The 21,059-nt window shown below is 73.8% G+C and carries 19 protein-coding genes; 10 read left to right on the forward strand and 9 right to left on the reverse strand.

The window, feature by feature from the left end; all coding sequences use genetic code 11:
• Positions 1-51: 51 nt before the first annotated feature.
• From GA0070608_RS01295 to GA0070608_RS01315, 5 genes are all read right to left on the reverse strand, one after another.
• On the reverse strand, positions 52-1,485 hold the full coding sequence (locus GA0070608_RS01295) for a GH1 family beta-glucosidase (RefSeq protein ID WP_091620130.1): 1,434 nt from the start codon (positions 1,483-1,485) through the stop codon (positions 52-54).
• A complete protein-coding gene (locus GA0070608_RS01300; protein WP_091620135.1) occupies positions 1,482-2,324 on the reverse strand; it encodes a carbohydrate ABC transporter permease in 843 nt (280 codons plus the stop codon). The genes GA0070608_RS01295 and GA0070608_RS01300 overlap by 4 nt, the downstream gene beginning before the upstream one ends.
• A gap of 11 nt (positions 2,325-2,335) precedes the next feature.
• A complete protein-coding gene (locus tag GA0070608_RS01305) occupies positions 2,336-3,307 on the reverse strand; it encodes a carbohydrate ABC transporter permease (RefSeq protein WP_091620138.1) in 972 nt (323 codons plus the stop codon).
• 236 nt (positions 3,308-3,543) lie between these two features.
• A complete protein-coding gene (locus GA0070608_RS01310) occupies positions 3,544-4,836 on the reverse strand; it encodes an ABC transporter substrate-binding protein (RefSeq protein ID WP_091620142.1) in 1,293 nt (430 codons plus the stop codon).
• 261 nt (positions 4,837-5,097) lie between these two features.
• The gene (locus GA0070608_RS01315) at positions 5,098-5,643 is read right to left on the reverse strand and encodes a plasmid pRiA4b ORF-3 family protein (protein WP_091620145.1); all 546 of its coding nucleotides are present in this window, start codon (positions 5,641-5,643) and stop codon (positions 5,098-5,100) included.
• A gap of 150 nt (positions 5,644-5,793) precedes the next feature.
• On the opposite strand from GA0070608_RS01315, the gene GA0070608_RS01320 reads away from it, so the two are divergent.
• The 7 genes from GA0070608_RS01320 to GA0070608_RS01350 all read left to right on the forward strand — a co-directional run bounded on the left by GA0070608_RS01320 (position 5,794) and on the right by GA0070608_RS01350 (position 14,984).
• Positions 5,794-6,540 (forward strand): pyrimidine reductase family protein, encoded by a 747-nt coding sequence (locus tag GA0070608_RS01320; protein WP_091620150.1) that lies wholly within the window; start codon positions 5,794-5,796, stop codon positions 6,538-6,540.
• A gap of 144 nt (positions 6,541-6,684) precedes the next feature.
• Entirely contained in the window at positions 6,685-8,439 is a 1,755-nt protein-coding gene (locus GA0070608_RS01325) for an ATP-binding protein (protein ID WP_091620155.1), read from the forward strand.
• A 43-nt stretch (positions 8,440-8,482) separates the two neighbouring features.
• The gene (locus GA0070608_RS01330; protein ID WP_091620158.1) at positions 8,483-9,631 is read left to right on the forward strand and encodes an exonuclease SbcCD subunit D; all 1,149 of its coding nucleotides are present in this window, start codon (positions 8,483-8,485) and stop codon (positions 9,629-9,631) included.
• Positions 9,631-12,105 (forward strand): AAA family ATPase, encoded by a 2,475-nt coding sequence (locus tag GA0070608_RS01335; RefSeq protein WP_091620161.1) that lies wholly within the window; start codon positions 9,631-9,633, stop codon positions 12,103-12,105. The genes GA0070608_RS01330 and GA0070608_RS01335 overlap by 1 nt, the downstream gene beginning before the upstream one ends.
• A 49-nt stretch (positions 12,106-12,154) precedes the next feature.
• Positions 12,155-13,114 (forward strand): hypothetical protein, encoded by a 960-nt coding sequence (locus GA0070608_RS01340; protein ID WP_245715656.1) that lies wholly within the window; start codon positions 12,155-12,157, stop codon positions 13,112-13,114.
• Positions 13,114-13,971, forward strand: a complete 858-nt coding sequence (locus GA0070608_RS01345) for a spermidine synthase (RefSeq protein WP_091620167.1) — start codon at positions 13,114-13,116, stop codon at positions 13,969-13,971. Before GA0070608_RS01340 ends, GA0070608_RS01345 begins: the two co-directional genes overlap by 1 nt.
• Positions 13,972-14,063: 92 nt before the next feature.
• The gene (locus GA0070608_RS01350) at positions 14,064-14,984 is read left to right on the forward strand and encodes a DNA-3-methyladenine glycosylase family protein (RefSeq protein WP_091634077.1); all 921 of its coding nucleotides are present in this window, start codon (positions 14,064-14,066) and stop codon (positions 14,982-14,984) included.
• 75 nt (positions 14,985-15,059) lie between these two features.
• Here GA0070608_RS01350 and GA0070608_RS01355 read toward each other — a convergent pair whose 3' ends face one another.
• The 3 genes from GA0070608_RS01355 to GA0070608_RS01365 form a co-directional block, all read right to left on the reverse strand.
• Complete coding sequence (locus GA0070608_RS01355) at positions 15,060-15,563, reverse strand: DUF1990 domain-containing protein (RefSeq protein WP_091620170.1); 504 nt, start codon at positions 15,561-15,563, stop codon at positions 15,060-15,062.
• An 83-nt stretch (positions 15,564-15,646) separates the two neighbouring features.
• On the reverse strand, positions 15,647-16,072 hold the full coding sequence (locus tag GA0070608_RS01360; protein ID WP_091620174.1) for an SRPBCC family protein: 426 nt from the start codon (positions 16,070-16,072) through the stop codon (positions 15,647-15,649).
• A 163-nt stretch (positions 16,073-16,235) separates the two neighbouring features.
• On the reverse strand, positions 16,236-16,448 hold the full coding sequence (locus GA0070608_RS01365) for a hypothetical protein (protein ID WP_091620178.1): 213 nt from the start codon (positions 16,446-16,448) through the stop codon (positions 16,236-16,238).
• Positions 16,449-16,584: 136 nt separating this feature from the next.
• Between GA0070608_RS01365 and GA0070608_RS01370 the strand changes: the two genes are divergently transcribed.
• From GA0070608_RS01370 to GA0070608_RS01380, 3 genes are all read left to right on the forward strand, one after another.
• Positions 16,585-17,697 (forward strand): ATP-dependent DNA ligase, encoded by a 1,113-nt coding sequence (locus GA0070608_RS01370; protein ID WP_091620181.1) that lies wholly within the window; start codon positions 16,585-16,587, stop codon positions 17,695-17,697.
• A 54-nt stretch (positions 17,698-17,751) separates the two neighbouring features.
• On the forward strand, positions 17,752-19,314 hold the full coding sequence (locus GA0070608_RS01375) for an alpha/beta hydrolase (RefSeq protein ID WP_245716056.1): 1,563 nt from the start codon (positions 17,752-17,754) through the stop codon (positions 19,312-19,314).
• A gap of 103 nt (positions 19,315-19,417) precedes the next feature.
• Positions 19,418-19,870: a GNAT family N-acetyltransferase gene (locus GA0070608_RS01380; RefSeq protein WP_091620191.1), complete on the forward strand. Its 453-nt coding sequence runs from the start codon at positions 19,418-19,420 to the stop codon at positions 19,868-19,870.
• 314 nt (positions 19,871-20,184) lie between these two features.
• Here the strand turns inward: GA0070608_RS01380 and GA0070608_RS01385 are convergent, their stop codons facing one another.
• Positions 20,185-21,012 (reverse strand): ABC transporter ATP-binding protein, encoded by an 828-nt coding sequence (locus GA0070608_RS01385; RefSeq protein WP_245715657.1) that lies wholly within the window; start codon positions 21,010-21,012, stop codon positions 20,185-20,187.
• Positions 21,013-21,059 lie beyond the last annotated feature (47 nt).

Raw genomic sequence — 21,059 nt, forward strand, 5'->3', positions numbered from 1 at the left:
CCACCCCGCGCGGGGTGACGTCGGGGCCGCCCGTTGATGGCTGGCCCCGGCCTATTGTGCGGCCAGACCGTTGCGTCGGATCACCTCGGCGTACCACCTGGCGCTGGACTTGGGGATACGGACCTGACTGTCGTAGTCGACGTGGACCATCCCGAACCGCTTGGTGTAGCCCCAGGCCCACTCGAAATTATCCATCAGCGACCAGGCGAAGTATCCGCGCAGGGGCACCCCGGCCTCGATCGCCTGGTGCGCGGCGCGCAGGTGGGCGTCGAAGTATGCCAGCCGGTCGACGTCGTCGACCTGCCCGTCGACCACCTCGTCGACGAAGGCGGAGCCGTTCTCGGTGACGTAGAGGGGCAGGTCGGTGTACTCCTCGTGCACCCGGCGCAGCGTCTCCACCAGACCGGGGGCGTCGATCTCCCAGTTCATGTCGGTGACCGGGACGCCCCGGGTGACGAATCGGACGTCCTCGCTGCCCGGCCAGCACGACGGCGCCCGCCAGTACGGCTCCGGCTCGGCGCCGGGGACCGCTGCGGCGACGACGTGGCGGCTGTAGTAGTTGACGCCGACCACGTCCAGCGGGGTGGAGATGGTCGCCAGGTCGCCGTCGCGCACGTGCCCGAAGTCGGTGATCCCGGCGAGGTCGGCCGTCAGGTCCGCCGGGTAGGACCCGCGCAGCAGCGGGTCCAGGAAGAACCGGTTGGCCAGCCCGTCGATGCGCCGTGCGGCGTCGATGTCGGCGGGCGCGTCGCTGGCCGGGGTGACCGGGTAGAGGTTGACCGTCACCCCGACCTCGGCGGTCGGCCGGGCCGCCCGCAGCGCCCGCACGGCGAGGCCGTGGCCGAGCATCAGGTGATGTCCGGCCCGGACGGCGTCGGCGCCGTCCGAGCGGCCCGGCGCGTGCACGCCGGAGCCGTAGCCGAGGAACGCCGAGCACCACGGCTCGTTGAGCGTGGTCCAGTAGCGCACCCGGTCGCCGAGCGCGTCGGCGACCAGGGTGGTGTAGTCGGCGAACCGCGCGGCGGTGTCCCGGGCCGGCCAGCCGCCGGCGTCCTCCAGCGGCTGCGGCAGGTCCCAGTGGTAGAGGGTGAGCCACGGCTCGATCCCGTGCGCCAGCAACTCGTCGACGAGCCGGCGGTAGAAGTCGAGCCCTTCGGCGTTGGCCGGGCCGCTGCCGCCGGGCTGCACCCGGGGCCAGGAGACCGAGAAGCGGTACGACCTCAGCCCCAGCTCGGCCATCAGCGCGACGTCGGCGCCGAGCCGGTGGTAGTGGTCGCAGGCCACGTCGCCGGTGTGTCCCTCGACTGTTCGGCCGGGGGTGTGGCTGAAGGTGTCCCAGATCGACGGGGTCCGGCCGCCCTCGGCCGCCGCGCCCTCGATCTGGTACGCGGCGGTGGCCGCGCCCCAGATGAAGCCGGGCGGGAAGGTCAGCGGCGGACGGTCGTCGAGGACGCCGACGGCGGGCGGGCTGGCGGGGTTGCTCACGACTTGACGGCGCCTTCCATGATGCCGCCGACGATCTGGCGGCCGAACACGATGAACACGATCACCAACGGTAGGGTGCCGACCGCCGTGGCGGCGAACACCTGTGAGTAGTCGGTGTAGTAGGCGTACGACAGGAAGGCCAGCGAGACCTGGAGGGTCGGGTTCTCGGAGGTGAGCACCGCGTACGGCCACAGGAACGAGTTCCAGGTCTCCATGAAGGTCAGCAGGCCGAGCACGGCGGCGGCCGGACGCAGCGCCGGCAGCACGATGCTCCAGTAGATCCGGAAGGTGCTCGCCCCGTCGACCCGGCCCGCCTCGATCAGCTCGTCGGAGATGGCCTGGGTGGCGTACTGCCGCATCATGAACACGCCGAACGCGCTGACCAGGAACGGCACGGTCACCGCGTAGAGGGTGTCGAACCAGTTCAGGTCCTGGATCATGCCCCAGAGCGGGATGAGCCCGAGCTGTGTCGGGATCATCATGGTGACGATGATCGTCAGCAGCAGGGCGTTGCGGCCCCGGAAGCGCAGCTTGGCGAAGGCGAAGCCGGCCAGCGAGCCGGTGATCACCACGGAGACCGTCACGACGCCGGAGACGATCACCGAGTTGAGCAGGCCGGTGAGGAAGTTCGCCGCGTCGTTGTCGAGCACCCGGCCGAAGTTGCCGCCGAACGACCCGGCCGGCGTGACCGGCGGCGGGACGTCGTTGATCGAGTCTAGGCTGCGGGTGGCGATGACCACCATGTAGTAGAACGGGTAGATCGAGAACAGCGTCGCCAGGACGAGCGCGACGTAGGTCAGTGGGCTGGTGCGCCACAGGCGCCGGGATGCCGAGTTCATCTCCGCGTTCCTCACTTCACCGTGCGGCGGACGAGCAGGAAGTTGATCCCCGAGACGAGGGCGATCATCAGGAACATCGCCCAGGCGACCGCGGCGCCGTAGCCGGCGGTGTTGAGGTTCTCGATGCCCAGCTCGTACATGTACATGGCCAGGGTCTGGAACTCGCGCTGGTCGCCGCCGATGATGTTGCCGTTGGCGAAGACGAGCGGCTCGGTGAAGAGCTGGAGCCCGCCGATGGTGGAGAGGATCACCACGAAGACGAAGGTCGGCGTGAGCATCGGCAGGGTGATCCGCCAGAACTGCTTCCACTGGCTGGCGCCGTCGAGCGACGCCGCCTCGTACAGGTCACGCGGGATGGCCTGCATGCCCGCGAGCAGGATCAGGGTGTTGTAGCCGGTCCACCGCCAGTTGACCATGGAGGCGATGGCGGTCCAGGAGCTCCACCGTTCGGCGTCCCAGTCGACGGCGTCGATCCCGACGAAGCTGAGCAGCCAGTTGATCACGCCGAAGTCGCGCTGGAAGAGCATGCCGAAGACGATCGCCACGGCGGTCACCGAGACCACGTTCGGCATGAAGATCGCCATCCGGAACAGGGTGCGTGCGCGCAGGAAGGTGCGGTTGAGCAGGTTCGCCAGGAACAGGGCGAGCAGCAGCTGCGGGATGGTCGACAGCAGGAAGATGCCGAACGTGTTTAGCGTGGCGTTCCAGAAGTACTCGTCCTTGACCAGGGCGACGTAGTTGTCGAACCCGACGAAGCTGTGGTCGCCGATCAGGTTCCAGTCGTGCAGGGACATCCAGGCGGTCCGCAGCATCGGGTAGAGCCCGAAGATGCCGAAGACCACGAAGAACGGCGCGATGTACAGGTACGGCGAGTACTTCAGGTCCAGCCGGGTCAGCGAGTGCGACCGGGACCGGCGCCGCGCGGGCGGGCGGGGTGGCGGTGCGGCGGGCGACGGCGGCGCCGTCGTGGCCGAGAGGCTCATGCGGGGTCCTTTCCCGGCGTCGGCGCGGGCGCGCGCCGACGCCCAGGCGCTGTTACGCGGTACAGAACGGCTCCGGTGGCGTCCCATGGCGCTGTTACGCGGTACGGAACGGTCCGGTCGCGTCCCATGGCGCTGTTACGCGGTACGGGACGGCTCCGGTCGCGTCCGGGGGCGGTGCGGGACGGCGCGGGTGGCGCCCGGGGGTGGACCCGGACGCCACCTGGCGACGAGGTGGGTCAGAAGGCGCCCTGCGTCTTGGCGTCCTTGGCGAACTGCTCCCAGGCCTTGTCCTTCTTGGCCTGCCCGTTCTCGTACGAGCGCAGCGCCGGCTCGAACGCGTTCTCCTTCACCGCCTGGTGCTTCGGCCCGAGGTGCAGCGGCTGGATCTTGGCGACGCTCTCACCGAAGATCTTGCCGGTCGGCGCGTTGTTGAAGTACTCGTTGCTGTAGGCGAGGAACTCCTGGTTCTTCAACGCCTCCAGGTTGGTCGGCAGCGGGCCCTTGAGCTTGAACGCCGCCACCTGGCTCTGCGCGTTGGTGAGGTACTCGGCGAGCTTCGCCGCCTCCTTCTGGTGCTTGCTCTGGGTCGGCACGCCGAGCCAGGAGCCACCCCAGTTGCCGGCGCCGCCGGGCACCGGGGCGACGTCCCACTTGCCCTTGTTCTCGGGGCCGGAGTTGTCCGCGACGATGCCGAGCATCCAGGACGGGCAGAAGGTCGCCGCGAAGGTGCCCTGCTTGAAGCCGGCCGACCACTCCGGCGACCAGGTGGCCGTCTCGGCGGTGATGTTGGCGTCGGCCATCGCGACCGCGGTGTCCCAGGAGGTCTTCACCGCCGCGCTCTTCTCGGCGACGACGTTGTCGTCCTTGTCGTAGAACAGGTCGCCGCCCTGCTGGAACATCACGGCGCTGGCGGCGGTGGTGACCGAGTCGAGCAGGCCCTTGCCGGTGGCGGTGCGGTACTTCTTGCCGGTCTCGATGAAGCCGTTCCAGTCCGGCCAGAGCGCCGCGACCTGATCCCGCTCGACCGGCAGCTTGGCCGCCTCGAAGAGGTCCCGGCGGTAGCAGACGGCGAGGCTGCCGACGTCGGTCGGCAGGCCGATCAGCCGGCCGTCGGGCGCCTTGCCCAGCTCCCACTTCCAGGGCAGGTAGTCCTTGCTGTGGTCGGCTACCAGCGGAGCGAGGTCGGCCCAGTTGGCCGGGTTGGCCTTGAACTCGTTGAGGATGCCCTCTTCGAGGGCGACCACGTCGGCCGCGCCCTTGCCGGTGGCGAGCGCCCGGACGATCTTCGGCCGGTACTCGTTGAGCTGTGCGGTCTTGCGCAGCTCGACCTTGATGCCGGTGTCCTTCTCGTACTGCTTGATGATCTCGTCGTAACCGAACTCGCCGAACGTGTCGACGACCAGCTTGGCGGGCTTCTCGCCGGCCGCCGGCGTGTCGTCGTCCTTGCCGCAGGCCGCGAGACCGCCGATGGCGGTGAGCGCGGCCAGGGCGGCAGCCGCCATGCGGGTACGCCGCGTGGTGAGGCTCATCGGAGACCCCTCTTTCGGTGGTGAGGCTGACTCGGGTGTGGTGGGGGGTGCGCGCCGTCGGCGCCGGACGGGCTGGCGGTCGACGACCGGAGCGGGGCACGGGTGATTCGTGCCACGTTCACGGGAGCGCTCCCATGAGATTGCCGGCGGGTGTCAGAGGTGTCAATAGACCTATGGGAGCGTTCCCAGATCGTTACCGCGAGTGTGCTCGACCCGATCGCCGGGTGTCCTGGGCCCGTCCGGCCGGCGTCGGCCGGGCGATCAGCAGAAGCGGCGCAACAGGGTGCCGGCCCGGTCGGCGTCGAAGGCGGCCGGGTCGAACCGGTCGCCCACCCGGTCCCGCGTCTCCGCGTGCTCGGGGTGGCCCGGGTCCGCCAGCACGGCCAACAGCGCCCGGTAGCCGACCGCGCCCCCGACGCCCTCCGGCGGGCACGCCCGCTCGCCGTCCAGGCAGGACGGGTACCGCTCGTCCGGTTCGGCGGTGAAGGCGTCCTCCACCAGCAGGTCGTGCTCCCACCAGTCGCCGAAGTCGTACGTGTAGTGGAAGCGGCTGCCCTTACCGACCAGCGCGTCGAGCCGGGCGTCCAACTCGTCGTGCAGGGCCAGCTCGCCGTCGGGGTCCGGCTCGCCGTACTGGCGGCCCTCGATCTCGAACGAGTGCAGGTGGCAGTCCCGCCAGCCCATGCCGTGCTGCACCACCCGGTGCAGCCGGTCCAGGGTGTAGCCGCCCGGGACGAGCACCCGGCGCCAGACGGCCGGTCGGACCCCGGCCAGGGAAATCTTCAGCTGGAAGATCTGACGCGACATGCTGTCCCATCCTTGCTCGGCATAGGCTGCGGGCATGATCTGCCGAGCGTGCCGGGCCAGGCGGCACGACGACTGTCCGGGGCGGAACTGGTGCGACTGCCAGCACCGTACCCCCCGGCCCACCCCTCCGGTCACCGGTCCGGCCGGCGAATGAGCGTCGGAATCCCGATCTCGGCGCTCTGGCCGGAGCCGTCCGCGCGGCCGTTGGACGACGCCGCGCTCACCGCGCGCTACGGTCGGGCCGACCGCCCCCACCTGCGGATGAACTTCGTGACCAGCGTCGACGGCGGAGTAGCCGTCGACGGCTACTCCGCCGGGCTCTCCGGCGAGCCGGACAAGCGCGTCTTCGGCCTGCTGCGGATGCTCTGCGACGCCCTGGTCGTGGCCGCCGGCACGCTGCGGCACGAGGGCTACCGGGCGGTCCGCCTCAACGAGCGACGCCGGACGTGGCGCCGCGAGCAGGGCCTGTCCGAGTACCCGACGCTGGTCGTCGTCTCCGGCTCGCTCGACCTCGACCCGGCACAGGCCGCGTTCGCCGACGCGCCGGTGCGACCCGTGGTGCTCACCCGGGCCGACGCGCCGGCGCCGCCCGGGCTCGCCGAGGTCGCCGACGTGGTGCGCTGCGGCGACGACCGGGTCGACCTCGCGGCGGGCCTGGCCGAGCTGCGCCGCCGCGGCCTCGACCAGGTGCTCTGCGAGGGTGGGCCGCACCTGTTCGGCGCGCTCACCGCCGCCGACCTGGTGGACGAGGTCTGCCTCACCGTCGCCCCGCTGCTCGCCGGGGCGGGCCCGGGACGGATCACCGCCGGCGACCCGAGCCAGGTACGCCACCTGCTGCTGCGACACGTGCTCGCCGCCGCCGACGGGGTGCTCATGCTCCGCTACGCCCGCGACTGACCGTGGCCGGTCGGGCACGCTGCGGCTGACGCCCGGCGCCGGTGACGTGGCGTCCGCCGCGTCGCGTGGCAACCTGTCGTACTCCTCGGGCAGGATGCAGGGCGTGTGCCCCGACCGCGACGACCAGCCGACCGGAGTTGCCCGATGACTGACGACGGGTTCGACGGCCCGGGCGAGATGGTCGGCCGGGTGCTGGGCACAGCCGACGCCACCCCCCTGCAGTTCTGGACCGCGGTCGCCCCCGACAGCTACCTCCAGCTCGACGACGTCGTGGTGACCCGGCGGGAGCTGCCCGACCGGGAGCCGGTGACGATCGCCGGGGTGGTCACGCAGGTGCGCGCCCGGCACGAGGGCGCCCAGTTCGACTCCGACGTCTTCGCCATCGCCGACGGCACACTGCCCGCCCAGGTGCAGGAGGCCGCCGAGATCACCACCACCCGCGTCGACCCGGAGCTCTACGTGCCGCCGTCGCCCGGTGCGGTGGTGTACCGCGCCGAGGGCGACGCCCGGGACCGGGCGCTGCACTTCGACCGGATGGAGCGGCGCATCCCGATGGGCATGGGCCGCGACGGGGTGCCGGTCTACCTCAACGCCGACTTCCTCGACGGCAGCCGGGGCGCGCACGTGTCGATCTCCGGCATCTCCGGGGTCGCCACGAAGACGAGTTTCGCCACCTTCCTGCTCTACTCGGTCTTCCGCTCCGGCGTGCTGGGCGGCGACGCGGTCAACGCCAAGGCGCTCATCTTCAACGTCAAGGGCGAGGATCTGCTCTTCCTCGACCACCCCAACACCCGGCTGGACGACGCCACCCGCGCCTCGTACGCGAAGCTCGGCCTGGTCGCCGGCGCCTTCCCGGACGTGCGGGTCTACGCCCCGCCCAGGGTCGGCGACTCCTCCGGCACGCCGGACGTGAGCAGCCGGCTCACCGGGGTCGACAGCTTCTACTGGACGCTGAGCGAGTTCTGCGCGGACCGCCTGCTGCCCTACGTGTTCGCCGACGCAGACGACGAACGCCAGCAGTACACGATGGTCGTGCACTCGGTCGCCGCGCACCTGGCCCGGCACGCCCAGCCCGCCGACGGCGGGGTGAGCCTCGACGGGGTGCGGCTCGGCTCGTACGCCGATCTGGTCGACCACATCGTCGACCAGCTCAACGACGACGAGACCCGCTCCGACTGGGCCGGCAGCGCGGTCGGGCTGGGCACGGTCAACGCCTTCGCCCGCCGGTTGATCGGCAGCAAGAAGGACCTCTCCCGGCTGATCCGGGGTGACCTGGCCACCCGCCGCCCGCACTCGATCAACACCGCCGAGAGCGCCCAGGTCACCGTGGTCGACCTGCACAACCTGCCGGACCGCGCGCAGCGCTTCGTGGTCGGCGTGACGCTCAAGAGCGAGTTCGAGCGCAAGGAGAAGTCCGGCACGGCCAAGCCGCTGCTCTTCGTGGTGCTCGACGAGCTCAACAAGTACGCCCCCCGCGAGGGGTCCTCCCCCATCAAGGAGGTGCTGCTCGACATCGCCGAGCGGGGCCGCTCGCTCGGGGTGATCCTGGTCGGCGCCCAGCAGACGGCGAGCGAGGTGGAGCGGCGGATCGTCACCAACTCGGCGGTCCGGGTGGTCGGCCGGCTCGACCCGGCCGAGGCGTCCCGCCCGGAGTACGGCTTCCTGCCGCCCGCCCAGCGGCAGCGCGCGCTGTTGGCCAAGCCGGGCACGATGTTCGTCAACCAGCCCGACATCCCGGTGCCGCTCTGCCTGGAGTTCCCGTTCCCGGCCTGGGCCACCCGGGTCTCCGAGGCCGGCCGCGCCCCGTCCGAGACGCTCCGGTCGATCACCCAGTCCGCCGATCCGTTCGCGGTCGTCGGCTCGGGTGGCGCCACCTCCGACGACGACATCCCGTTCTAGGGGACCCGGTGAACCCCACAGTCGCGAACGAAGGGCGGGCACCGTGAAGATCCTGCACACCTCCGACTGGCATGTCGGCAAGGTCCTCAAGGGGCAGTCGCGGGCCGAGGAACACAAGCGGGTCCTGGCCGGCGTGATCGACGTCGCCCGCGCCGAGGCGCCCGACCTGGTCATCGTCGCCGGCGACCTCTACGACACCGCCGCCCCGACGCCCGAGGCCACCCGGCTGGTCACCCGGGCCCTGACCGCACTGCGCCGCACCGGCGCCGACGTGGTCGCCATCGGCGGCAACCACGACAACGGCCAGGCCCTCGACGCACTGCGGCCCTGGGCGGAGGCCGCCGGCATCACCTTGCGCGGCGGGGTCCGGGAGAACCCGGACGAGCACGTCATCGACGGCACCACCGCCGGCGGGGAGCGCTGGCGGCTGGCGGCGCTGCCGTTCCTCTCCCAGCGCTACGCCATCCGCGCGGTGGAGATGTACGAGCTGACCGCCGCCGAGACCAGCCAGACGTACGCCGACCACCTGGGCCGGGTGCTGGGCCGGCTGACCGAGAGCTTCACCGAGCCGGACCGGGTGCACCTGGTCACCGCCCACCTGACCGTGGTCGGCGCGACCACCGGCGGCGGGGAGCGCGACGCGCACACCGTGCTGGGCTACGCGGTGCCGGCGACCGTCTTCCCGGGGACGGCGCACTACGTGGCGCTGGGTCACCTGCACCGTTCGCAGCGGGTGCACGGCCCCTGCCCGATCCGCTACAGCGGCAGCCCGCTCGCGGTCGACTTCGGCGAGCAGGAGAACGTGCCGGCGGTGACCGTCGTCGAGGTCACCGCGACCACGGCGGCGCAGATCCGCGAGGTGCCGGTGACCGCCGCCTCCGCGCTGCGCACGGTCCGGGGCACCCTGGCCCAGCTCGCCGATCTGGAGGTGCCGGACGCCTGGCTGCGGGTGTTCGTCCGGGAACAGCCACGCGCCGGGCTGCGCGAGGAGGTCCAGGAGCTGCTTCCCCAGGCGCTGGAGATCCGGATCGACCCGGAGCTGGTGCCCACCCCGGGCAGCGGCACCCGGGTGGCGCAGCGGGCGGGCCGCTCGCCCCGGCAGCTCTTCGCCGACTACCTGGACGGTCGGGGGCACGCCGACGACGGGGTACGGGAGCTCTTCGACGAGCTCTTCGAGGAGGTCGAGCACTGATGCGGCCGATGCGGCTGGACCTGGCGGGCTTCACCGTCTTCCGGGACGAGACCACCATCGACTTCACCGACGCCGACTTCTTCGCCCTGGTGGGACCGACCGGCTCCGGCAAGTCGACGGTGCTGGACGCCATCTGCTTCGCCCTCTACGGCACGGTGCCCCGCTGGGGCGGGGCGCGGGGCCTGGCCAACGCCCTGGCGCCGTCGGCCACCGAGGGCCGGGTCCGGCTGGTCTTCGAGTCCGCCGGTAACCGCTACGTGGCGACCCGGGTGGTCCGCCGGGACGGCCGGGGAAACGTCAAGACGGCCAACGCCGGGTTGCAGCTGATGCCGGCCGGTTTCGACGTGACCAAGCTCGACACCGGGCTGAGCCCGGACGACCTCGGCGAGGTGGTGGCCGGCACCCCCGCCGAGATGGAGCAGGCGGTGCTGGAGGCGGTCGGGCTGCCGTACGAGCAGTTCACCAGCTGCGTGGTGCTGCCGCAGGGGCAGTTCGCGGACTTCCTGCACGCCAAGCCGGCCACCCGGCAGCAGATCCTGGTCAACCTGCTCGGCCTCGGGGTCTACGAGGAGGTGCAGAAGAAGGCGACCGCGCGGGCCACGCAGGCCGAGGCGAAGCTGGAGGCGGTCGACCAGGCACTCGCCGGGCTCACCGACGTCGACGACGCCGCGCTGGCGGCGGCCACCGGGCAGGTCGACCGGATGCGGGAGCTGGCCGGGGCGGTGGGTGCCGCCGTACCGGAGCTGGAGGCGGCCCGGGCGACGGCGCGGGAGGCGGGCGCGGCCCTGGCCGCCCTCGACGCCGAGCTGGCGGTGCTGGCCACCGTGCGGGCGCCGGACGGGGTGGCGGAGGTGGCCCGGGCGGTCGCGTCGGCGCGGGCCGGGGCGGACGAGGCGGCGACGGCGGTGTCGCTGGCCGAGGAGCGGGAGGAGAAGCTCCGCGGCGAGCTGGCCGCCGCCGGCGACGAGAGCGCGCTGCGGCTGCTGCTGCGGGCGTACACCGACCGGGAGAAGCTGGCCGGCGAGGCGGAGGCGGTCCGTTCGGCGGTGACCGGGGCGCGGGCCGAGCACGGCGCGGCGGTGGCGGCGCTGGCCGAGGCGCGCGCGGCGGCCGAGCGGGCCGAGACGGAGCTGGAGGCGGCCTTCCGCGCCCACGAGGAGGCGAAGGCGACCGACCAGGCGGTGGCGTTACGCGGGCAGCTGCGCGACGGGGCGACCTGCCCGGTCTGCGAGCAGACCGTGGCGGCGGTGCCTGCGGTGCCGGCCGACTCGGCGGTGGCCGCCGCCACGGCGGCGGGACGGGCGGCGCGGGCCGCCAGCAAGGCCGCCCAGTCGGTGGTGCAGGAGCGCGACGGCGCGGCCCGGGAGCTGGAGCGGACGCTGCTGCGCGCGCGGGCCCGGCAGGACCAGGTGCAGGACCGGCTGGCCGAGCTGGACGGCCAGTTGGCCGGGGCGGCCGGGCCGGCGGTGCTGCGCCGCGAGCTGGACGACCATGCGCGGCTGCGCCGGGCGCTGGAGGAGTCGGCGGCGGCGGTGCGGGCCGGCCGGGACGCCGCCCGGCGGGCCCGGGCGGCGGTGGACGCCGCCGAGGAGCGGCTGCGGGCGACCTGGCGGGCGTTCGACGCCGCCCGCGACGGGCTGGGCCGGTTCGGGCCGCCGACGGCGGACCGGGAGGACCTCGGTGCCGCGTGGGCCGCCCTCACCGGGTGGGCCGGCGGGGAGACGCAGCGCCGCCGCGCGCAGCGGGCCGGGCGGGCCGGGGCGGTGGCGGAGGCCGAGGCGGTGGCCGCCGGTGTCGGCGAGCGCATCGCGGGCATCCTCGCCGCCGCCGGGCTGCCGGCCGCCGAGGATCCGGTCCGCGCCACCGACCGCGCCCTGGAGCGGGCCGAGGCCGACCTGCGCGAGCTGGAGCGGCGCCGCGAGCAGGCCGGCGGGCTGCGCGAGCAACGGTCCGGGTACGAACGCGGCGCGCAGGTGGCCCGGGCCCTCGCGGGGCACCTGCGGGCCAACAACTTCGAGCGGTGGCTGCTGGCCGAGGCGTTGGACCTGCTGGTCGACGGCGCCTCGGGCATCCTGCGCGAGCTTTCCGCCGGGCAGTACGACCTGGTGCACGACAAGGGCGAGTTCTTCGTGGTCGACCACCACGACGCGGGGCTGCGCCGGGGCGTACGCACGCTGTCCGGCGGCGAGACCTTCCAGGCGTCGCTGGCGCTGGCGCTGGCGCTGTCGGAGCAGCTCGCCGGGATGTCCACCACGGCGGCGAGCCTGGAGTCGATCGTGCTGGACGAGGGTTTCGGCACGCTCGACGTGGCCGCCCTCGACACGGTGGCCGCCACGCTGGAGAATCTGGCCGCCCGGGGCGACCGGATGGTCGGGGTGGTCACCCACGTGCCGGCCCTGGCCGAACGCATCCCGGTCCGCTTCGAGGTCAGCAAGGACGCCCGGTCGGCCCGCGTCGAGCGGACCGGCCGGTGAACGGGGCCCGCCGCGGCGCCCCGGCATGCGTGACGGAAGGATCGCTGCGGTGACCGACCCCCGGTTCTTCGTCGACGCGTGGGATCCGGCGTACGGCGCCTCGTTCGAGGCGTCCGGCGACGGTCCCGCCGCGCAGAGCAGCGCCCAGGTCGACCCGGACGCCGAGTTGCCGGCGGTGGACTGGCGGGCGATCGGGCCGCGGGCGGGCGTCCGCGCCCCCGACGTGGTGCTGCTCGTCGACGGGGTACGCCGGATCGACGCGAGCGTGTGGACGGCGGAGGAGGATGGCGCGTCCTTCCCCGGCCTGGCCGCGTCGTACGCCGCCGGGGTGGTCCGGTGCGACCTGGAGCGCGGCGCGGCGCAACTGGCCGGCACGCGGGTCGGTCGAGGGCTGTTCACCGCCAGTCCCTCGGCGGCGGACGTGGTGGCCGGCAGCGTCCGCTACCCGGTGCACCGGGTCAGCGGCACGGGCGAGCTGAACAAGCTTCCGGCTGCCGTGCAGGGGCCGCTGACCGCGCTGGAGGTGGAGGTCTCCGGGGCGGCCCGTACGGACGGCGACCTGCTGGTGGTCGACGGACCGCTGCGCAACCGGCGGCAGCTGCCGCGCACCCTCGGCTACATCAAGACGCAGCATCGCCATTACCTGGACGCCCGGCTGACCGCCGTGGTCACTCAGCTGGCTGCCGGCGAGCGCTCCCCGGTGTTCAAGCTCGGCACCGCCTGGGGCGGCTGGTCCTGGTATCTGCGGCTGCCGGTGGCCCACGGCGCGCCGTGGGCGGGCATCGTCCGGATGGAGTGCTCCGCCGAGTTGAGCGTTGACGAGGCGGTGGGCCTGGCCGACCTCTCGCTGGTCACGCTGCCCCGGTTCGCCTCCACCCCCTACAAGGACCCGCGGGCGCCGCAGAACCTGATCCCGATCGCCGGGCTGGAGCGCCGGTTGCGGGCGCTGCTCGGCGACGCGCGGCTGCTGCACCGGGTGCTCACCGCCGCCGCCCGGGCCCGGCGCTGATGGGCCGCAAGCGGGCCGCCGACACGGTGGCCGCGCGGGTGGACACCGGCCAGGCCGAGCTGGTGCCGGATCCGGACCGGCCGGGGTCGTGGACGCTGCTGCTCGACGGCGCCCCGCAGTCGCACGTGGACCTGGCCGATCCCACCCACCTGGAGTTCGAGTACGTCCGGCGCCTCGCCGCCGCGATCGATCTGGTGGCCCCGGCCGGCACGCCGCTGCGGGTGCTGCACCTCGGCGGCGGCGCGCTGACCCTGCCCCGCTACGTGTCGGCCACCCGGCCCGGCTCCACCCAGCGGGTGGTCGAGGTGGACGGCGCGCTGGTGGAGCTGGTCCGCAGCGCCCTGCCGTGGCCGCCGGACCCCCGGCTCAAGGTGCGGGTGGCCGACGCCCGCGAGGTGCTCGCCGCCGGCCGGGACGCCAGCTACGACGTGGTGGTCGCCGACGTATTCGCCGGCGCCCGCACCCCGGCGCACCTCACCTCGGCCGAGTTCGCCGCCGAGGTGGCCCGGGTGCTGCGTCCCACCGGTTTCCACCTGGCGAACGTCGCCGACGGCCCGCCGCTGCGGCACGCGCGGGGGCAGGTCGTCACGGTCCGGTCGGTGCTGCCCCGGGCCTGCCTGGTCGGCGACGCGGCGGTGCTGCGGGGGCGGCGCTACGGCAATCTGGTGCTGGTGGCCGGCCGGGTCGAGCCGCCGGTGCCGGAGCTGACCCGACGCGCCGCCGGCGACTGGTTCCCCGGCCGGGTGCTGGCCGGCGACGAGCTGGACCGCTTCGCTGGGGGCGCCCCGGTGATCCGCGACGCCGACGCCACCGACTCGACCCCGCCGCCGCCCGGGATCTTCTCCGTGCGCCGTTGAGCCGGGTCGGGCCGGCGTTGTCGGCGACACCGCCGGCCCCCGCGGGCGACGGCGTCGCCGGTCACGGGCTGCGGGCGTGACAGCATGTGCGGGTGACCGGGACCGAACCCACCGCGCGTCGGGAGCTGCGCCCGCCCGCCGGGTACCGGCTGGCCGCGTCGGTCCGGGCGCTGACCTTCAGCCCGTACGACCCCTGCGCGCGCGTCGCGGCCGGCACCTTCTGGTGGGCCACCCGCACTCCGGACGGGCCGGCCACCCTCGCCCTGCGGCCGGTCGGCGGCGACCTGCTCGCCGAGGGCTACGGCCCGGGCGCCGGCTGGGTGGTGGAGCGGGCGGACGCGGTCGCCGGGCTCCGGGACGACGTCACCGGGTTCGCGGCGCTCGCCGCCGCCCACCCCGTGGTGGCGCGGCTCGCCGCCCAGCACCGGGGGTTGCGGATGCCGGCCACCGGTCAGGTCTTCCCCCGGCTGCTGCGGGCGGTCTTCGAGCAGAAGGTGACCGGCAAGGAGGCGTACCGGGCGTACGCGGCGACGGTGCGGCACTTCGCCGAGGCGGCGCCCGGGCCGATGCAGCCGCTGCTGCTGCCGCCGGAGCCGGCTGCGGTGGCCGCCACCCCGTACTGGGTGTTCCACCCGTTCGGCGTGGAGCAGCGCCGGGCCGAGACGCTGCGCCGCGTGGCGGCCGTCGCCGACCGGCTGGAGCGCTGCGCGGACTCCGCCGAGGCCACCCGCCGGCTCACCGCCATCGCCGGCATCGGAGCGTGGACCGCGGCCGAGGTGGTGCGGATCGCGTACGGGGACCCGGACGCGGTCAGCGTCGGCGACTTCCACGTGCCGAACACGGTGGCCTGGGCCCTGGCGGGCGAGCCGCGCGGCGACGACGCCCGGATGCTGGCTCTGCTGGAGCCGTTCCGGGGGCACCGGGGGCGGGTCTGCGTGCTGTTGGCGGCCGCCGGCGTCCAGGCCCCGAAGTACGGCCCCCGGATGCCGATCCGCTCCTTCGCCCGGTTCTGACCGGCCACTCCCGCCCGTCGGGTGCCGTTGACGCTGGCGACGATTGACGCGTCACGTCGACGCGGGGCGGGCGGGTCAGGGGCGGGCGCAGAGCCGGCGCAGGGTGCGGCCGAGCCACCAGGCGTACGCGTGCTGGAAGGCCCGGCCCGCAGGCCCCGCCGTGTGCATCACCCAGCCGTCGGGCCGGCTGAACGCGAGCACCTCGAACCAGACTCGGCCGGCGGCGTCGCGGCTGACCACGAACGCCTCCTCGCCACGCGCCGGGTGCCCGGGCAGCGTGCCGTACCCGAAGCCGGCCCGCCGCCCGTCGTCGACGGCCCAGACCACTTCGCAGGGCGCGGCCAGCCGCAGCGGGCCGACCCCCAGGCCGGAGACCACCCGGACCCCGGGTGCGGCCCGGTCGGCGCCGGCGTCCATCCGGATGCCGGCTGCCCGGTGCAGGCGCCAGTCGAGCACCGCCGACCCGGCCGCCGCGAAGCAGGAGTCGGGCAGCCGGACCCGGTGTCGCACGTGCCGCCAGCCGGGCGGCAGGTCGCCGGACTCGGTGGCGCCGACGTGCGGATAGGTCAGTGCCAGCACGGCGCACCTCCACGGTTCGGCGGAACTCCGCCAGCGTACGGGCGGCTGCGGGCGGGTGGGCGGCCCGCCCTGCTGGAGAGGACTCAGGTCAGTTGCTCGCAGCGACGCCTGAGCCCGTCGGCCTCCATCCGCAGATAGCGGCGCAGCAGGTCGCCGTAGAGCCAACCGACAGGCCCGGCCAGCGGCCCGGACTGTGTGACGGCCAACTCGACCCGGCTGCGCCCGTCGGGCAGCGACAGCACCCGGTGCTCACCGAGCGAGCGGACCCCGGGGCTGCGCGACTCCCAGGAGAACGACCGCCCCTCGGTCAGCTCGGTGACCCGCCACACCGCCGGTCGCAGCTTCGGCTGCTCCAGCCGGGCGGTGGCGCCCACCGCGAGCGGCCCCGGCTCCCGCCGTGCCGCCCGGCGTACCGAGGGCGTCCACTCCGACCACCGTTCGACGTCGACCAGCACCGCCCAGACCTGTCCGGCCTCGGCAGCCACCTCCGTACCGGCCTCGAACCGCATCGCGCCTCCTCCCGAGGCGGCGCCCGGACGGCGCCGCTGCCCGTTGCGACGATGCTGCCCCACGGATCGTGACCATGACATCCGCCGGCCGTTCGTCACCACCGCCGGCAGGTCCGTCGCCGTCGGTACACCCTGGCCGCCGCCGAGGCCTGCCGCCGCCGGGTCAGACGGCCTCGCGCAGGTCGGCCAGCCCAAGGGGGGTACGCCGACGCAGCAGCTCCTCCAGCTCCGCCACCGAGCCGACCTCACCGAGCACGTCCTTGCCCCCGCCGAACTGGCGGGGATAGCGGCGCACCAGCCGGTACCGGTGGCGGCCCCGGATCAGCTCGACACTCACCCGCCACCGACCGCAGCACCCGCAGACCCACTCCGACACCCCGCGAAAGTAGCTCTGACCTGTGGTTTCCTGATTCGCCCGGTGCGGCACGAGCGGCGCGCGGCCGGACACGCCGCCCGCCTACCGACGGTGATCTGTCTCACGACTGTCGGTGCGGTCTGGTTGACTGGTCGCCGTGAAGCTGCCGATCAGTCCGCCGGTCGAGCCGATGCTGGCCAAGAGCGTCCCGCGGGTCCCCACCGCGTCCGGGATGACCTACGAGCCGAAGTGGGACGGCTTCCGGTGCATCGTGTTCCGCGACGGCGACGAGGTGGAGCTGTCCAGCCGGGGCGGCAAGTCGATGACCCGCTACTTCCCCGAGGTGGTCGAGCAGGCCCGCCGCCAGCTGCCCGAACGGTGCGCGGTCGACGGCGAGCTGATCGTGATCCGGCGCGACGGCCCGGACGGGCAGCCCCGGCTCGACTTCGAGCTGCTGGCCCAACGGGTCCACCCGGCGGCGTCCCGGGTGAAACTGCTGGCCGAGACCACGCCGGCCGACTTCGTCGCCTTCGACCTGCTCGCCCTCGACGACGAGACGCTGCTCGACGAGCCCTATCCCAGGCGTCGCGCCCGGCTGGAGTCGGCGCTGGCCGGGGTGCGCCCGCCGGTGCACGTCACCCAGGTCACCACCGACGTCGACACCGCGCGTCGCTGGTTCGACGTCTTCGAGGGCGCCGGCCTGGACGGCCTGATCGCCAAGCCGGCCGACCTACCCTACGAGCCGGGCAAGCGGCTCATGTTCAAGGTCAAGCACGCCCGCACCGCCGACGTGGTGGTGGCCGGCTTCCGGTGGCACAAGTCCGGCCCGGTGGTCGGCTCACTCCTGCTCGGCCTTTACGACGACGACGGAGTGCTGCACCACGTCGGGGTGAGCGCGTCGTTCACCATGGCCCGCCGCGCGGAGCTGCTGGAGGAGCTGGAGCCCTACCGCGACGTCGGCGCCGACCACCCGTGGGTGCACGGCGACCACGAGCGCGGCCAGCGCCTCCCCGGCGGGGTGAGCCGCTGGACGGGCACCCGCAACCTCGAGTGGGAGCCACTGCGCCCCGAGCTGGTGGTCGAGGTCGGCTACGACGCCATGGAGGGCGAACGGTTCCGGCACACCGCCCGGTTCGTCCGTTGGCGGCCCGACCGCGATCCCCGCTCCTGCCGCTACGACCAGCTCGACCGGCCCGTACGGTTCGATGTGGACCAGGTGCTGCGCGGCGATCCGACGGTGACCGTCAAGTCCGCCGACGGCCCGGCGTAGCCTGGCCGTCGACTCGATCACGGAGGCTCGCCAGTGACCCGCACTTCCGACCGGATCCGCCGGTTCCGGCTCACCCTCGCCGGGCTTGCCACCGCCGTGCTGGTCGCCGCCGGCTGCACCCTTCCGGCGATCGCGCCCGGGACGGACACCGGCGGAGAGGCCGCCGCCCCCGGCACGGCGCCCACCTGGCGGGCCTGCCCGGAGGTGGCCGAGGACCTGGTCGGTCGCGGCGCGTCGGACATCCGCTACGAGTGCGCGCGGATCAAGGTGCCGCGCAACTGGGGCACGGGCAGCGGGGCCGCCACCGGCCCGGGCGCCGGGCAGACCTTCGAGATCGCGCTGCTGCGAGCCCGGTCGACCAAGCAGCGCGACCGGATCGGCTCGCTGGTCGTCAATCCGGGCGGGCCCGGTGGCTCTGGCGTGGACACGGCCGTCTACCTCTCCTTCGGTCCGGCGTTCGGCGGCCTGCCCGCCTCGATCACCGACCGGTTCGACATCGTCGGCTTCGACCCGCGCGGGGTGTCCCGCTCCAGCCCGGTCAAGTGCATCCCCGACGCCGACCTGGACGCCAGCTTCGGCTACGACCCCGATCCGGAGAGCCAGCAGTCGTTCGACGGGTTCGCCGAGCTCAGCCGGAAGATCGGGCGCGGCTGTGGCGACCGCTACGGCGACCAGCTGCCGCTCTACGGCACCGAACAGGCCGCCCGGGACATGGACGCGGTCCGCGCCGCCGTCGGCGACGACAAACTGACCTACCTCGGCTACTCCTACGGCACCCTGCTCGGCGCCACCTATGCACAGCTCTACCCGCAGCGGGTGCGGGCGCTGGTGCTTGACGGCGCGGTCGACCCGAGGCAGGGCCTGGTCGCCGGCTCGGAGAGCCAGGCCAAGGGCTTCGAGCGGGCCTTCAGCAACTTCACCACGTGGTGCGCGGCGAACGCCGGGCGCTGCCCGATCGCCCCGGACGCCCGGGCCGCGGTCACCTCGGCGATCGACAAGGCCCGGGTGTCCCCGGTGCGCGGGGACGACGGCCGGGAGGCCACCGCGGGCTGGGTCTTCTACGCGATCATCTCGTCGCTCTACACCGAGTCGGGGTGGCAGGAGTTGGCCGGCGCCATCGACAAGCTGGAGGGCGGCGACCCGGAGGACGTGTTCCGCCTCGCCGACGCGTACGCCGACCGGGACTCCGACGGGCACTACTCGAACATGTTCGACGCCAACCTGGCGGTCAACTGCGCCGACGAGGAAGAGAAGCCGAGCGTGCAGCGGATCCGCCAGCTCCAGTCGCAGTGGCGGGCGAAGTACCCGCTGTTCGGGCCGGCCCTGGCCGCCGGTCTGCTCTCCTGCACCGAGTGGCCCGGCGGCCGTGACCCGTACCCGACGGGCCGGGCCGACGGGGCACCGCCGATCCTGGTGGTGGGCACCACCGGCGACCCGGCGACGCCGTACGAGCAGACCGGCGAACTGGCCACGATGCTGGGCGTGGGCCGGGTGCTCACCTGGGAGGGCGAGGGGCATACCGCGTACCCGCAGACCTCCTGCATCACCGAGGCGGTCGACGCCTACCTGATCGACCTGACCGTGCCCAGGGAGGGACTGCGCTGCCCGGCCCGCTGACCGACCGTTCCGACGGCAGGCCGGGCAGGTCCACGCCCTACCGGGCGCCGCTGGCGAGCGTCAGCCGGCCATCGGCCCGAGTCGCTGTGCCACGCTGGGCGGCATGAGTGACGTGATCTTCCGTGTGGCCGTCCGGAGCGACCTGCCCGCCGTGCTCACCCTGCTCACCGACGACCCACTCGGCCGGACCCGCGACTTCACGGACATCGACGCCGCCTACGAGAAGGCGTTCGCCGACATCGACGCCGACCCGCGCAACCAGCTGATCGTGGCCGACGCGGACGGTGAGCTGCTCGGCTGCATGCAGCTCACCTACATTCCCGGCCTGAGCCGGCACGGCGCCGAGCGGCAGCTGATCGAGGCGGTCCGGGTCCGCTCCGACCTGCGCGGCCAGGGCCTCGGCCGACAGATGATCACCTGGGCGGTCGACCAGGCGAAGCAGCGTGGCTGCGCCCTGGTCCAACTCACCACCGACAAGACCCGCCACGACGCCCACCGCTTCTACCTGAACCTGGGCTTCCTCCCCACCCACGAGGGCATGAAACTCCCCCTCTGATCCACCCCACCCCCTCCCTCGCCCCTCGCCTCGTCGATCTTGCAGTTTGTGCCCTCAATATGGGCGCTACGCCCTATTCGCCGGGGCAGGAAGTGCAAGATCGACGGCGTGGGGGCGGGCCCCAGACCGCCAGGGCCGGCAGGCCCCCGCCCCGCGACCCGCCCGTCTTGGACGCGAGGGCAGGGACGCGAGGGCAGGGACGCGAGGGCAGGGGCGCGAGGGCAGGGGCGCGAGGGCAGGGGCGCGAGGGCAGGGCGAGGGTGGGATGGGCGGGGCGAGGGTGGGGTGGGGTGGGGTGGGGTGGGGGGAAGGAGTCAGGGGAGGAGGTGGCCGTCGCGGAGGATCAGGACACGGTCGGCGAGGTCGATCAGGGCCGGGTCGTGGGTGGCGACCAACGCGGTCATGCCACGGGCGTGCACGACCGCCCGGAGCAGGTCCATGATGGACCGGCCGGTCTCGGAGTCGAGTTGGCCGGTGGGCTCGTCGGCGATCAGCAGGTCCGGCTCGTTGGCCAGTGCCCGCGCCACCGCCACCCGCTGCTGCTGCCCACCCGAGAGCTCGTACGGCCGCTGGCCCGCGTGCCCGCCGAGACCGACCAGCTCCAGCAGCACCGCCACCCGCTCCTCCCGCTCGGCAGCCGGTACCCGCGCCAACCGCAGCGGTACGCCGACGTTCTCGGCGGCGGACAGGATCGGCACCAGCCCGAAGGTCTGGAACACGAAGCCGACCGTGCCGCGACGAAGTTCCAGCAGCTCCCGCTCACCGGCGCCGGTGACGTCGCGCCCGGCGACCGTCACCCGGCCCGAGTCGGGCCGGTCCAGCCCGCCCACCAGGTTCAGCAGGGTCGTCTTGCCCGCCCCGGAGCGTCCGCGCACGGCGACCAGCTCGCCCCTCCCGGCCGAGAACGAGACGTCCCGCACGGCGTGCACGGCGCGCTCGCCGCGGCCGAAGGTGCGGTTGATCCCCTCCACCCGAACCACCTCGTCAATGACCGTGGCACCCGCCGCCGCCCCGCCGGCAACAGTGGCACCCACCACCGCCCCGCCGGTGGTCGGCACGGCCGCCGTCGCCTTGGTGGTGTCGGTGGCGCCCGTCGACCCGCCAGCCGGCCGACCGTCCCGTGTCGCGTCAAGCCCGCTCATGATCCCGCCCTGTTGTGCTCGGCGCGGCCGACCGGTTCGACCGCGCG

The organism is Micromonospora peucetia (assembly GCF_900091625.1).
GTDB classification, from domain to species: domain Bacteria; phylum Actinomycetota; class Actinomycetes; order Mycobacteriales; family Micromonosporaceae; genus Micromonospora; species Micromonospora peucetia.